Raw genomic sequence first — 15194 nt, forward strand, 5'->3', positions numbered from 1 at the left:
AATTATATTTTTGTTGTTAACAACAAGCTTCCTTCTGAATTGATATTCAGAACATTATCCCACTCAAAAACTTCGTCTGTTACTATATTTCTCACTTTTTTACCTTTTAGTCCAATTTCATCAAACCTGTTAAGATTTAATTGAACTGCTTCATTATTTTTATTAAGAATTACGGTAACTATTTCGTCATTTTGAATTCTAAACAACACATAAATTCCGTTTTCAGGAGCAAAATGTATGGTTTTACCACTATGAATTGCTTCGCTGTTTTTTCGGTAATTCAATACTTTCTTTAAAAATGATTGCATTTCTAACTGTTCCGAGGTCAATCCTTTTCCTGAAAAAGCATTTGTAACATCACCTTTCCATCCTCCGGGAAAATCGGTTCTAATTAAACCGTGATCTCCCGGTTTTGCGGTATCATTCATTAAAATTTCGGTACCGTAATAAATTTGCGGAATTCTTGGCAACACTAAAATATAACTTAAAGCCATTTTGGTTTTAGTAACATCTTCATTTAATTGAGTATAAATTCTACTCATATCGTGATTATCAGGGAAAATCATAATTTTACTTGGATTAGCATAGTTAAAATCGTTTGCCAATCCTTCATACATTTTTACCAAACCACTACTCCAATTTTCTTCTTCATTTAATGCATCAACAATTGCTTTTTGCATTGGAAAATCCATTGAAGAAGTTAAATTAGATTGATATCCATCTTTATTTTTAGCACCTTTTTGCCAATAACCAACCAATAGCGGATTATAACTCCATTCTTCACCTACAATACTAAAATTTGGGTATTCATTGGTAATGGCACCTGCCCATTTGCTCATAAACTCTTTGTCAGGATAAGGATATGTATCTTGTCTGATTCCTCCTAAATCCAATTCCTCAATCCACCAAATACTGTTTTGAATTAAATATGTTGCCAATAAAGGATTTTTCTGATTTAAATCGGGCATAGCAGAAGCAAACCAGCCTCCGTTCATTAATTTTTTATCGCTGGCAGAAGCATAAAAATCTTGATTTGTAGTTCTTCTGTGGTTTGTTGTAACTATACTGTCATTCAAGTATTCTGTTTCAAAATTAACCCAATCTTCGCTTGGTAAATCTTTCATCCACCAATGTTCACTTCCTATATGATTGGCAACCTGATCCATAATTAGTTTTAGTCCTTTCTCTTTAGCTTTTCTACCTAGTTCAATATAAGTTTCTAAGGTTCCAAATCGTGGATCAACTTGGTAAAAATCGGTCATTGCATATCCGTGATAAGATTGATGAGGCATATCATTAATTAATACCGGACAAGGCCAAATGGCTGTAAAGCCCATTTCTTGTATATAATCTACATGATTTATAATACCTTGTAAATCACCACCATGCCTTTCATAATCATCTTTTCTGTTGATTGATTTTTCTCTCAATCCTTTTACAACATCATTTGCTTCATTTGCATTTGAAAAACGATCGGGTGTTATTAAATAAATCACATCAGAACTATTAAATCCTTCTCTATTTTTAGAGTTTTGGATTCTTTCTTTTAATTCATAATCAATTGATAACGTTTTTTTTCCTTTTTTAGAAAAAGTAATTTTAAATATACCTGAATTAGCTTCTGCTAAATCTAAATTTAAGAATATATAATTTTTGTTATTTGTTTTTTTTACACCAACTAACTTTATATTATCAGTATCTAATGTTGGTTTGTATTGAGCAATGTCTTTACCATAAACCATTAATTCTAATTGATTATGGTTCATTCCTGTCCACCAAAATGGCGGTTCTACTCTTTGTATGTTTTGAGCATTTATTGAAATACAAAAAAACATTACAATTAGTAAATATGTATTTTTCATCTGTTAAATTTAATGATTTATAATGTCAGATGTTACTAAGAAAACAAAAACTAATCTTTAACTTATGTTAAACTGATTAGTTTTTGTTTGAATTTATTTCATAGTTATTAAACTGTAACTAATTGTTTTGAAGGAATTGAAATCTCCGTATCATGCACCATCATTTTAATTTCATTACCGGATTCATTATAAAATTTACATTCTGTCTGACTCTTATAAACTTTAATAATATTTCCTCTGAAATTTATGGTAAACGAATATGATTTCCATTCTTTTGGAATTTGAGGGTTAAATGTTAATTTGCCATTTTCCCAAACACGCATTCCTCCAAATCCTTGAACTATTGACATCCACGTACCTGCCATACTTGTAATATGACATCCTTCATGTACTTCGCAATTATAATCATCTAAATCTAAGCGCGCTGTACGTAAATATTGTTCGTATGCTTTAGGCATTCTATCAATAGATGCAGCTAAAATTGAGTGAACACAAGGCGATAATGAAGATTCGTGAACTGTTAATGGCTCGTAAAAATCAAAATGACGTTCTAATTCTTCACTGCTAAATTTATCTTCAAAAAAGAACATGCCTTGTAATACATCGGCTTGTTTTATATAACACGAACGTAAAATTCTGTCCCAAGACCATTTTTGATTGATTGGACGTTCAGATTTTGGTAATTCATCTACAGGAATTATTTCTTTATCTAAAAATCCGTCTTGTTGTAAATACACATTATTTTCTTCGCTATATGGAAAATACATGTGTTCTGCTACTTTTAACCATTTATACGTTTCTTCTCCCGATAAATTGGTTTTAGCTACTATTCGTTTAAAATCTTCCGGGTAATTATGTTTTACCTTATTTAAACAATCTACAGCATATTCAATACACCATTTTGCCAAATAGTTGGTATAAAAGTTGTTATTCACATTGTTTTCATACTCGTTTGGACCGGTAACTCCTAAAATTACAAATTTGTTTTTGATTTTAGAAAAGTTAGCTCTTTGATGCCAAAAACGAGCAATTGCAATCATTACTTCTAAACCATATTGAGAAACGTACTCAAAATCTTGGGTATAGTTTACATAATTGTAAATACCATAAACCATTGCTCCATTTCTATGAATTTCTTCAAAAGTAATTTCCCATTCGTTATGACATTCTTCACCGTTCATTGTAACCATTGGATACAATGCTGCTCCGTTTTTAAAACCAAGCTTTTCTGCATTTTCAATAGCTTTATCAAGTTGGTTGTAACGATATATCAATAAATTTTTTGCTACACTTGCATCTTTGGTTGCCATATAAAACGGAATACAATATGCCTCAGTATCCCAATAAGTACTTCCTCCATACTTTTCACCAGTAAAACCTTTAGGTCCAATATTTAAACGAGCATCGGTACCCATATAAGTTTGATTTAATTGGAAAATATTAAATCGGATTCCTTGTTGAGCTTTTACATCACCCTCAATAATAATATCGGCAGTTTTCCATATCTCTTCCCAAGATTTGATTTGTGCTTCCAGCAAGTATTCAAAACCTAACTCTTTAGCTTCTTGTACATTTTTTAATGAAGCCTCAATTAATTCTTCATTCTCATAATTTAAAGAACTAACGTAGCTGCCATATTTATAAATTGTTGCAGTATCTCCTTCTTGTACATTAATTTTATAGGTGTATGTTAGAGATTTCTCTGCAATAATATTTTGTTGTGTTGTTTCAATTATGTTATTGTTTACAGCAAAATCTACTTTCATTGCTGTACCAACATTAAATTCGGTTTTAAGTGTTTTAGCTAAAATACTTCCTTCATTAGTTCCTTCAAGTATTTTTAAGGTTTTCCAAAAATATTCATTGTAATTAGAGTCTTCATTTTCGATACCGGCATCAATATAAGGTGAAAAAATAATGTCTCCTGAAAAGTTCAATGCTTTAATATTGTATTTTATAGCTCCAACTTCGTTGTATTTTACACTTATAAAACGCTTTGTACTAACTTGGATTTCTTCACCAGTTTGAAGTTTTGCTTTAAAAGAACGACTTAGCCATCCTTCTTTCATGTTTAACTCTCTTTTAAAATCTGAAACCTCGCACGTATTTAAATCTAATTTGGTATTATTTATTTGTATATGAATACCAATCCAATTTGGTGCATTTAACACTTTTGCAAAATATTCCGGATAACCATTTTTCCACCAGCCAACTCTTGTTTTATCAGGATAATAAATACCTCCAATATAACTTCCTTGAAAGGTATCTCCTGAATAATCTTCTTCAAAATTGGCTCTTTGTCCCATTGATCCGTTACCTATACTAAATAGACTTTCTGAGGCTTCAACATTTTTTTTATCAAAGCCTTCTTCCACAATAGACCATTCATTAGGAATAATATAATTCTTGTTCATCTCTTTCTTAATTAATTAGATTTTTTAAAAAATCAGTAGTTATAACAGCCATATTCTCAAATACAAATGTTGCTTCTCCTAATACTTCTTTTTCGCCAATTCCAACACTTATCATATTTGCTCTGTTTGCTGCTTCTATACCTGCAATTGCATCTTCAAAAACAACGCAATTTTCCGGTTTTATATGTAACTTTTTTGCTCCTATTAAAAACACTTCAGGATCAGGTTTTGCTTTTGAAACATCGTTACCATCAACAATAGCCGAAAAGCGGTTTAACAACCCAACTTTTTCTAAAATTAATGGTGCGTTTTTACTTGCTGAACCCAATGCGTATTTTATGTTATTGGTATCTAAAAAGTTTAAAAGTTCATTAACTCCCGGTAATATTTCATCAGAAGTCATTTTATTAACATACCCTAAGTATTCAGTATTTTTTTGAACTAAAAGGGTTTGTTTTTTTTCTTCTGATAATTGAACATTACCAATATTTAACAAAATTTCTAACGATTTTACTCTACTTACACCTTTTAAAAGTTCATTATTTTTTTCTGTAAAATCAAATCCTAAAGAATTTGCTAAATTTTTCCATGCTAAATAGTGATATTTTGCTGTATCAACTATTACACCATCTAAATCAAATATAAATGCTATCTCTTTTTTCATTTAATTATCTGTTATTACATCATCAACATCTTTTACTCTTGACACTAAAATTGCTGCAATTAAAAACGAAACACCACTAATAATTAATGCATATATTGGATTACCCCCATAAACATATTTTACAATTGGACCTCCAATTAAAGCGTTTACAATCTGAGGAAGGACTATAAAAAAGTTAAAAATTCCCATATAAACACCCATTTTTTTGGCTGGTATTGAACCTGCTAAAATTGCATAAGGCATTGCCAAAATACTAGCCCAAGCTATACCCACACCAATCATAGAAAGAATTAACCAATCTTCGTTTGGCATAAAATAAATTGAGATTAGTCCTAGACCACCAATAACTAACGAAATTGCATGTGTTTTTTTCCTCCCAATTTTTTTAGCGATTGCCGGTAAAAAGAATGCAAAAACAGCTGAAACTGCATTATAAACACCAAATAAAATACCTACCCAATCACCTGCGTTTTGATAAGCTTTGCCGTGGTCATCTAATCCCAGTCCATAAATATGATGTGCAATAGCCGGAGTTGCAAAAACCCATAAACCAAATAAACCAAACCATGAAAAGAATTGAACAAAGCTCAATTGTTTCATTGTTAAAGGCATCTTTTTAAAATCGGTGAAAATATCTAATAAACTAGATTCTTCTTCTACAACCTCATCTTCATCAACACTAAACTGAGCCATTTCCTCAGGAGTATATTCTTTAGTGCTAAATACCGTTATTAAAATACTAATAACTAATACAGCAGCACCAATTACAAAAGAAAGCAATAAATTTAGAGGTACTTCACCCGGCTTAGCATCGTTTAAAACCCCAAACCAGTTTGTTAATACGTAAGGTAACCAAGAACCTACCACGGCTCCCACTCCAATTAATACAGTTTGTATACTAAAACCAAGCGTTCTTTGATCTGAAGGTAAAATATCAGCCACCAAAGCTCTAAATGGTTCCATTGCTACATTAAAAGAAGCATCCATTATCATAAGCATTCCTGCACCAACCCATAATGAAGGTAAAAATGCTGTAAACATATCAGCATTAGGCATTAAAACCAACCCTACAGAAGCTAATAATGCTCCTACTAAAAAGTATGGGCGCCTTCTACCCAATTTTGTCCAAGTTCTATCGCTATAATATCCAATAATTGGCTGAATAATTAAACCTGTTAAAGGAGCTACTATCCAAAACCAAGATAATTCGTGTACATCTGCACCAAAAATTTGTAATATTCTACTAGCGTTGGCATTTTGCAATGCAAAACCCATTTGAATTCCCAAGAAACCGAAACTCATATTCCAGATTTCCCAGAAACCTAGTTTCCGTTTTTCCATAAATGTCAATATTAAAATTAATACAATTTAAGGCTGATTAACCTTAATTGCTTGGTGTGAAGTGTGAAAAATAGTAATTGTAAAATTGCTTTTACGGTGCAAATATACAAAATTATACTAAATCAGTAATTTAAAAGTTATCTTTTTGTAGATTCTCTAATTTTTAAGTTTGGAGAAATCACCTCTTTTTGGTAATCTTCATCCACACCTTTATGCTCTATTCTATTTATTAATAACTCGGCAGCTTGTTTTCCCATTAAAGCACCATGTTGCATTACAGATGTTAATGATGGTGAAGTAAATTCTGATATTAGACCGCTGGTAAATCCAATAATTGCAATATCATTAGGTATAACAAGTCCTCTTTCTTTTGAAATTTTTGAAGCTATTGCTGCATATATTTCATTTACGGCTAAAATAGCATCAGGCGGATTTTTTACATTAATAACTTTTTTAATTTGTTCATACAAATCTCTTTTATCATCAATTTTATAAATTAAATTTTCATCAACTTTAATTCCATTTTTAATTAATGATTTTATATAACCCTCTTTACGCAATGAACCTACCGAAATATAATCTTGCGTGGTTAGTAACGCTATACGTTTAGAACCAATTTCAATTAAGTGATCTGTCGCTTTAATAGCACCTCCAATATCATCAATAATAACTTTATCACATTTAATTGAATCAACTACTCTGTCAAATAAAACTAGAGGAAAATCATCTTTAATAAGCGCATCAAAATGTTTATAAATTTGATTTTCTTGTGTCTCTCTTGCAATTGATACAATTAAACCATCTACACTACCATTGGTAAGCATACTAATATTTGAAACTTCTTTTTCATACGATTCATTTGACAAACAAATCATTACATTATAACCTCTTTCATTAGCATACTGTTCAATACCATTAATTACTGTAGAAAAAAAGTGATGCACAATCTCCGGAATTATCACTCCAATTACCGAAGTTTTTTGGCTGCGAAGTTGTAACGCTAAACTATTTGGTTTGTAATTATAATAATCTGCATATGCTTGAATTCTCTCTCTGGTTTCTTCACTAATTTCGTGGCTACCTTTCAATGCTTTAGACACTGTTGAAATTGACACTCCAAACTCCTTAGCTATATTTTTTAATGTAATTCTTGGCTTCATATAATCGGTCTAAAATATACTCAAATACAAATATAAACTATATATTAAATATACGAAATTCAAAAAAACAATATTGCCATTTTTCATTATAAATATAAAATAAGAGGCTTATTTTGAGAATAATCAAAAAAATTGCAAAAAAAAGTTGATAAACTCTAACGTTTGAGTAAAAAAGTTATAAACACGAAAACGTTTTCGAAAGTTAAAAAGTGACTTGTATCATTGTTAACTAATCGTTAACTTATTATCTTCACAGAGTGAAATGAGTAAAATAGTAAAATTATTTAAAAACCTTAATTATTAATTAACTTAAAATAGATGAAAAATTTTAAATTTTTATTGTTTAATGTCACACTTCTGTTCCCTTTATTTATGTTTGCACAGCAAACTATTCAAGGTACCGTAACAGATGCAACAAGTGGTTCTACACTACCTGGAGTTGACATTATAATTAAAGGAACTACAAGAGGTACTTCGACTGATTTTGACGGAAATTATACGTTAGAAAATGTCAAAAAAGGGGATGTGCTGGTGTTCTCTTATATTGGGTTTAAAACTCAAGAAATTACTGTATCATCTTCAACAACAATTAATGTTGTTTTACAAGAAAGTTTAGAAACGCTTGAAGAAGTAGTTATTGTTGGGTATGGTGAAGTAAAGAAAAAGGATAAAACAGGAGCTGCTGTTAAAGTTTCAGCTGCTGATTTAAATCAAGGTACTTTAGTTGATCCAATACAAGCACTTCAAGGTAAAGCTGCCGGGGTTAGTATAACTAAACAAGGTGGTGACCCTAATGCTGGTTTTAATGTAAGAATTAGAGGTGCTGCTGGTTTTGCTGCTGGAGGTGACCCTTTATATGTAGTTAATGGTGTTAGAGGAGTTGATATTACAACAATTGCTCCCGAAGATATTATAGCTTTTGATATTTTAAAAGACGCTGCCTCAACAGCTATTTATGGTGCTGATGGTGCAAATGGTGTTGTCTTTGTTACCACAAAATCAGGAAAAGAAGGTGTTGCAAAAATTGAATATAACACTTATGTTGCGATAGATGATGTTGCAAATGATTTAGATCTTCAATCTGCTAAAAGCTATAGAGCTTATATAAATGAAAACCAAGATAAATACAGTGATTTTTCTGATGCAGGTGGAAATATTGATTGGCAGGATGAAGTATATAGAACAGGTGTTACCTTAAATAATAACTTTGCAATCTCTGGAGGATCTGATACAAATACTTATAGAGCTTCAATTACAAATACAGATTTTGAAGGCGTTATTGATGGATCAAATAAAAACCGTACTACAGCAAGAATTGATTTAACCCAAAAAACATTTGATGACAAACTAAAAATTACTATGGGTTTGTCTGGTACTATTGAAGAAAATGATTATATTAATTATGGTAGTAATGAAGCTACTGATGCTTTATTCCAATCTTTTCAAAGATTACCAACCGATCCTATTTATAATGCCGATGGTAGTTATTTTGAAACTGCCAGAGTATATAACTATTACAATCCGGTAGCTAGTTTAGATCAAATTCAAAATGAAAGAGATGCTAAAAAATATACAGCTAACTTAGGGTTGAATTATACATTTATAGAAGGTTTAACAGGAGCCTTAAACTTAAGTTACTTAAGAAATGACAGTGAATCAACTTATTTTGAACCTAAATATAGCAATACAATAGGAACTCAAAACACGCTTATTAGAGCTGGATATGGTAAAAGAGCTTATGATAACTGGGCGCAATCTATGCTTGAAGGAACATTAACTTACAAAAAAACATTTAATGATGTGCACAACCTTACTGCCTTAGCTGGTTATTCCTATAGAAAACAGGATTGGGATGGTTTCCTTGCTGAAGGTAGAGAACCTATTTCAAATTCTCTTGGAGCAGATAAACTTCAAAATTTTGAAAATATTCAATTAGGAGATATTGAGTCATACAAAGGTGAAAGAACTGATATCGGTTATTTTGGACGTATAATGTATGATTATGATTCTAAATATTATTTAACAGCTATGATTCGTAGAGATGGATCATCTGTTTTTGGTCGTAATGAAGACTGGGGTTGGTTTCCTTCAGTACAAGTAGCTTGGAATATGGCTAATGAAAACTTTTTAGTAGAGAACAATACAATTAACCTTTTAAAATTAAGAGCCAGTTGGGGGCTTTCCGGTAATAGTAATATTGATAGCTATTTATATCAACTAAGAGTAGGACCTTCTGGAACATCAATTGACCCGGAAACAGGAAATCCTATTGTAAATTTAGATTATTACAATAATGGTAACCCTGATTTAAAATGGGATGAAAATGAAGAAATCAACATAGGTTTAGATTTTGGATTATTTGACAACCGTATTTCAGGTTCTGTAGAATATTATTCTAAACAAATTTCAGACATGCTATCTGTTTATGATGTTCCAACTGAAACAAATTATTCAGGAAAAGTGTATTATAATGGTGGTGAAATGGAAAACACAGGTTTTGAAGCAACATTAATGGGAAAAATATTTAATACTGGTAATTTTAAATGGAATACTACATTCACTTATTCCACAAACAGTATGGAAATTAAATCTCTTGACGGTGGTAAATATGATTTAGATTACAGAGATGTAGGATATATTTCTGCTCCAGGTATTGTTGGTGTTGCTACCCAACGTATGCTCCCTAAACATGATTTAGGAACTTTTTATGGTTTTGAATATGCAGGAGTAAGCGATGGAAAATGGATGATTAAAGGTACCGATAATGAAATTTACTACTTAGATGATGTTTCTCAATCTGATGAACATAAAAAACCGATTGGAAATGCTTTACCTGATTTTGAATTAGGATGGAGTAATAATTTTACTTATAAAGATTGGGATTTAAGTATGTCATTTAGAGCAGTAATTGGGCACGACATTTATAATGCCACAAAACAAGTGTTTGGTAATCCTGATTATATTACTCAAAGAAATGTACTTGATGAAGCTCTAGATTTAGATGGCTATGTAGGAGGTGCATACCAATCTTTGAGTTATTATGTTGAAGATGGAAGTTACCTGAAATTAGATAATGTTAACTTAGGATATACTTTCCCTAAAACTTTAGTTAAAGGTATAAGCAAATTAAGAGTATATGCTTCAATAAACAATGTTTTCACTTTAACAAATTATGATGGCATTGACCCAGAAGTTAACTATAGTGGTGGAGACAGAGATAAAGGAGAAATCTATTTTGGTATAGATCAATACAATATTTATCCAAAAACACGTACAATTACATTCGGTTTAAACGTTGAATTATAATAATTTAAAGAAATGAAATACATATATAAAATTATAGTAGTACTTGTTGTAAGTTTTACGCTTTACAATTGTACTGATTTAGAAAGTGATGTTTCAGATTTTATTCCGGGAGATGAATATCCTGAAAATTCTGAACAAGCTATACGTGTTGCTAATCCGGTTTTTACTAAAACTCAAAGTATGCTAGATGGTGGCGGTTGGTGGTTTCTTCAAGAAGTAACCAGTGATGAAGCAGTAGCTCCTACCAGAGGATCTGACTGGGATGATGGTGGTAAATGGCGTGTACTTCACAATCATACATGGGGAAATACCACCGAAGCTGTTAATCAATTATGGGGATTAATTTATGATGCTGTACCTAGAGCTAACAGAGCAATAGAATTATTAGAAGTAAATGCTGATAATGAGGAAGTTGCAACTGTTTTAGCACAAACAATTGTTGCAAGAGCTTATTACTATTATTTAGCAATAGACAATTATGGAGCTGTACCGTTCCCAAGAACTTTTACTGGAGCTAATGAGTTTCCAAGTAGAACACCTAGAGCAGAAGTGTTTAACACTATAGTTCAAGATATTTTAGATAATATAGACAAATTACCAACTCCAACACCAGGAGTGGCATCAAGTTCTATAAACCAAGGAACAGCTTATGCGCTATTAGCAAAATTGTATCTTAATGCTGAAGTATATACAGGTACACCTATGTGGGCTGAAACAATTGATGCTTGTAATAATGTAATTGGTTTAGGGTATGAATTAGAGGTAAATCCTTTAGATGCTTTTAAAACAGATAATGGTGCTTCCAAAGAAAATATATATACAATTGCTTATGACGAAGATAAGTTTACAGGATTTAATTTCCATATGAGAACATTACATTACCTGAATCAACAAACATTCAATATAAGTGTTCAACCGTGGAATGGTTTTGCAATATTAGAAAGCACTTATAATTTATTTGAAAGTTCAGATTTAAGAACAGAAGGGCTTTTGGTAGGGCAACAGTATGCAAAAGATGGTAGTGAAATTTTTGATGACGTAGCTGGGGTAAATTTAATTTTAACACCTGAAATACCTGCATTATTAATAGATGCTAATACATACAGTATGAACGAAATTCGTAATTCTGGAGTAAGAGTTGCTAAATGGGAAATTAAAGAAGGTGCCAAAGGGAACTTAAGCAATGATTTTGCTATCTTCAGTTTACCAGACATTATATTAACTAAAGCAGAAGCTATGGTCCGTTTAGGGCAAAATGGTGATGCGCTTGTTAATCAAATTAAGCAAAGAGCTAATGCACCTATTACCGGTAATTATTCACTAAATGATATTTTAGATGAGCGTGGAAGAGAACTCCTATGGCAAGGTTACAGAAGACAGGATTTAATTCGATTTGGTGAATTTAACAAAGAATGGGACTTTAAAAACCCTTCTGCACCTACAAGAAATATTTTCCCCGTACCACAATTTGCTATCAATGCAAATGATAACTTGTTACCTCAAAACTCAGGATACTAATTTAAAAATCGTATTAAAATGAAAAATATAAAATTTATACTAGTATTACTTTTATCTATAAGTATTTGGTCTTGTGAAGATGACGATGATGCAGATATAAACATCATGCCTTCAGAAACTGTTGAAGGAATAGCGGTACTAAATACACCAGAAGTACTAGACTTTGAAATTACAGAAACCACAGAAACTTTTGTAGGTAATGAAGAAGAAGTTGCCACAACTTTCTCATGGTCACCCGTAACAAGTAATTATAATGGCACTATACTTTATTTTCTTGAAATGGATATTCAAGGAAATAATTTTAAAAATGCAGCATACATTCCTTTAGATAGTGGAGGATCAACCGAAACATCTTTAGACATAACTAATGGCGACTTAAATTTGGCTGTAAATCAAATTAATACATATCTTGTAACTTCAGGTTCTGCTTTAGCTGTTAACTTTTCAGTAGCTACAGAATTTGAGGTGAGAGTTATTAGTAAAGCAGATGTTTCTGGCGACAAAACCTACTCAGAACCAATTTCAATATATGTAAATGCATATGAGGAAATTGTAGTTATTGAACCAGAATTATTCTTGGTTGGATCTATACAATCTTATTATGGAGTAAGCTCATGGACACCTGAACAAGCCCTAGAAATGAGATATATTGGAGATGGAACGACTAAAGTTTTTGAAGCTTATGTAAAAGGAACATCTGGAGATATCTTTAAATTTATCTCTAACCAAGTGGGCTGGGATGATATTGTAGGCAATTATGGTGTTATAGATGGTGCACAAGATGGCAACTTAATGGACGGAAGTGATAGTGGAAATATCGAAATACCGGAAGAAGGTCAATATTATGTGCAAGTAGATTTAGATAACTTAACATACAAGTTAGTGAAAATGCAATGGGGTGTTATTGGTAGTGCTACACCCAATGCATGGGATGGAGAAACTGCAATGACATACGATTTCAATTCAAACTCTTGGACTATAGATATCGCCTTAACAGATGGAGAAATTAAATTCCGTTCTAAAAATATAGGTGATGAAGTTTACGGAGATGAATGGGCATTTAATGTAGGTGTTAGTGATCCTATGGTTACTTATAACCCAGCTGCTTCAAATTTTGCTGTTAGTGCGGGAAATGCGACACTAACATTAAAAATTAATGTTAATGGAACTGCAGAAGTATCAGGAGTATAACGTTTAAAACAAAATAGAATAATATGAAAAAATTAATTTATATACTAATTGTAATAATGAGTGTTAGCTTTGGAGCTTGTTCTCCAGATGATGTATCTATTAATACTTTAGAAGAATCTGAAGCTGAATTAATTGCATCTGAATTAAATACTCCTGATGTTAGTACATTCGAAATTATACAAACAACTGATGCCGTACAAGGAAACGAAGCTGAAGAGGCTGTCACTTTTTCATGGACAGCTGCTTCAGGTGATAACGATGGTAATATTATGTATTACTTACAAATGGATGTTACAGGTAATGATTTTGAATCTGCCGTAACAATTCCTTTAGCTCAAGATGGCACATCAGAATTATCACGTTCCTTAACTTATGGAGAATTAAATGACGCTTTCAACAAAATAAAAACAAATTTAACCGCCATAGGATCTAGTTTATCTATAAGTTTTGATGAGGTAAATAATTTTGAAGTTAGAGTAGAAAGTGTTTTAGGAGCTTCCATAGCAAAAGCATACTCACAACCCATAACCATTTCATCTAATGCCTTTTACAATGGTATGAGTCAAGAATTATTAATTGGAGGTGAAGCTTTAAGTGAAAACACAACTTTAATAAATACAGATGGTGTGTTCGCAACCCGAGTTAAATTAACCTCTGGCACATTCAGATTTTTTGCTGTACCTACAGATTCAAATATTAGTTATAACTATGACTATTTTGCTTCCAAAGGCTATACCATAGATTCTTTATTAGAAAATGCAAATGACGATGCAATGAACTTTATGTTTACAGGTGGTGAAGGCACTTGGGATTTAACTTTAAATACTATAGATAAAACAATAACATTAGAGGAAGTTATAGGACCACTACCAACCACTTGGGGTGTTGTGGGGTCAGGATATAATAATTGGGGAGCTTATGCAGATGCTCCATTTTATACCACCTCTCAATTAAATGTTTATGTGGCTTATGCAACTTTAGTAGATGGTGAAATTAAATTTAGAGAAGATAATGCATGGGATCATAATTTAGGTGATACTGGTGCAGATGGCACTTTAGAAGATGGAGGAGATAATATTATGGTAACTGCCGGAACTTATAAAATTACTATGAATTTAAACGACAGTACTTATACTATAGAACCTTTTTCTTGGGGAATTGTAGGTTCTGGATATAATAATTGGGGAGAAACTCCAGACGCCAAATTTTACTACGATTATACAACAGATACTTTTAAAGCTGGTGTACATTTAGTAGATGGTGAAATTAAATTCAGACAAAATAATGCTTGGGATATTAATTATGGTGATACTGGTGCTGATGGTACTTTAGAAGATGGAGGCGACAATATTGTCGTTACGGAAGGTTATTACACAGTAACTTTAGACTTCAATAGTAACACGTACACCATAGAACCAGATGATTTATTGGGTATTGTAGGGTCTGGATATAATAATTGGGGAGAAACTCCAGATTTCACGCTTACAGAAGTTAACCCAGATATTTGGGTTGGTGAAATTGTAACACTTTTAGATGGTGAAATTAAGTTCAGAGTAAACAGTGCTTGGGACACTAATTATGGAGATACTGGTGCTGATGGCACATTAGATAATGGAGGCGATAATATAGTTGTTACTGCAGGAGATTACAGAGTGATGTTAAATCTTGCCACAGGAACTTATTCTATTAATTAATAATAAATTATTAATTAAACAAAAAGGCTGTTCAAAATGAGCAG

9 protein-coding genes are annotated in these 15194 nt (G+C 31.8%); 4 read left to right on the forward strand and 5 right to left on the reverse strand.

All coding sequences use genetic code 11. The annotated features are described in order from the left end of the window. Positions 1–2: 2 nt before the first annotated feature. From HGB55_RS01410 to HGB55_RS01430, 5 genes are all read right to left on the reverse strand, one after another. Positions 3–1862, reverse strand: coding sequence for a glycoside hydrolase family 13 protein (locus HGB55_RS01410; protein ID WP_168813913.1), 1860 nt, complete (start codon positions 1860–1862; stop codon positions 3–5). A 107-nt stretch (positions 1863–1969) separates the two neighbouring features. Beyond that, positions 1970–4276 (reverse strand): glycoside hydrolase family 65 protein, encoded by a 2307-nt coding sequence (locus tag HGB55_RS01415; protein WP_168813915.1) that lies wholly within the window; start codon positions 4274–4276, stop codon positions 1970–1972. Between the two features lie 7 nt (positions 4277–4283). After that, positions 4284–4940, reverse strand: coding sequence for a beta-phosphoglucomutase (gene pgmB / locus HGB55_RS01420; protein ID WP_168813917.1), 657 nt, complete (start codon positions 4938–4940; stop codon positions 4284–4286). Further along, positions 4941–6281: an MFS transporter gene (locus HGB55_RS01425; protein ID WP_168813919.1), complete on the reverse strand. Its 1341-nt coding sequence runs from the start codon at positions 6279–6281 to the stop codon at positions 4941–4943. It abuts the gene before it with no gap. A gap of 137 nt (positions 6282–6418) precedes the next feature. Beyond that, on the reverse strand, positions 6419–7441 hold the full coding sequence (locus tag HGB55_RS01430; protein WP_168813921.1) for a LacI family DNA-binding transcriptional regulator: 1023 nt from the start codon (positions 7439–7441) through the stop codon (positions 6419–6421). Between the two features lie 318 nt (positions 7442–7759). On the opposite strand from HGB55_RS01430, the gene HGB55_RS01435 reads away from it, so the two are divergent. From HGB55_RS01435 to HGB55_RS01450, 4 genes are read left to right on the forward strand one after another with little or no spacing between them, the layout of a single operon-like run. Next, positions 7760–10747 (forward strand): TonB-dependent receptor, encoded by a 2988-nt coding sequence (locus tag HGB55_RS01435; RefSeq protein WP_168813923.1) that lies wholly within the window; start codon positions 7760–7762, stop codon positions 10745–10747. Between the two features lie 12 nt (positions 10748–10759). Beyond that, a complete protein-coding gene (locus HGB55_RS01440; RefSeq protein ID WP_168813925.1) occupies positions 10760–12265 on the forward strand; it encodes a RagB/SusD family nutrient uptake outer membrane protein in 1506 nt (501 codons plus the stop codon). A gap of 18 nt (positions 12266–12283) precedes the next feature. Continuing rightward, entirely contained in the window at positions 12284–13456 is a 1173-nt protein-coding gene (locus tag HGB55_RS01445; RefSeq protein WP_168813927.1) for a SusE domain-containing protein, read from the forward strand. Between the two features lie 23 nt (positions 13457–13479). After that, positions 13480–15150 carry a SusE domain-containing protein gene (locus HGB55_RS01450; RefSeq protein WP_168813929.1) on the forward strand — a complete coding sequence of 557 codons (1671 nt, stop codon included), beginning with the start codon at positions 13480–13482 and terminating at the stop codon, positions 15148–15150. Positions 15151–15194 lie beyond the last annotated feature (44 nt).

Source organism: Lutibacter sp. B1 (genome assembly GCF_012524075.1).
Taxonomy (GTDB): Bacteria; Bacteroidota; Bacteroidia; order Flavobacteriales; family Flavobacteriaceae; genus Lutibacter.

Coding starts and splice junctions, on each gene's coding strand:
- HGB55_RS01410 (WP_168813913.1), bottom strand. CDS start 1,862: ATGAAAAATACATATTTACTAATTGTAATGTTTTTTTGTATTTCAATA.
- HGB55_RS01415 (WP_168813915.1), bottom strand. CDS start 4,276: ATGAACAAGAATTATATTATTCCTAATGAATGGTCTATTGTGGAAGAA.
- pgmB (WP_168813917.1), bottom strand. CDS start 4,940: ATGAAAAAAGAGATAGCATTTATATTTGATTTAGATGGTGTAATAGTT.
- HGB55_RS01425 (WP_168813919.1), bottom strand. CDS start 6,281: ATGGAAAAACGGAAACTAGGTTTCTGGGAAATCTGGAATATGAGTTTC.
- HGB55_RS01430 (WP_168813921.1), bottom strand. CDS start 7,441: ATGAAGCCAAGAATTACATTAAAAAATATAGCTAAGGAGTTTGGAGTG.
- HGB55_RS01435 (WP_168813923.1), top strand. CDS start 7,760: ATGAAAAATTTTAAATTTTTATTGTTTAATGTCACACTTCTGTTCCCT.
- HGB55_RS01440 (WP_168813925.1), top strand. CDS start 10,760: ATGAAATACATATATAAAATTATAGTAGTACTTGTTGTAAGTTTTACG.
- HGB55_RS01445 (WP_168813927.1), top strand. CDS start 12,284: ATGAAAAATATAAAATTTATACTAGTATTACTTTTATCTATAAGTATT.
- HGB55_RS01450 (WP_168813929.1), top strand. CDS start 13,480: ATGAAAAAATTAATTTATATACTAATTGTAATAATGAGTGTTAGCTTT.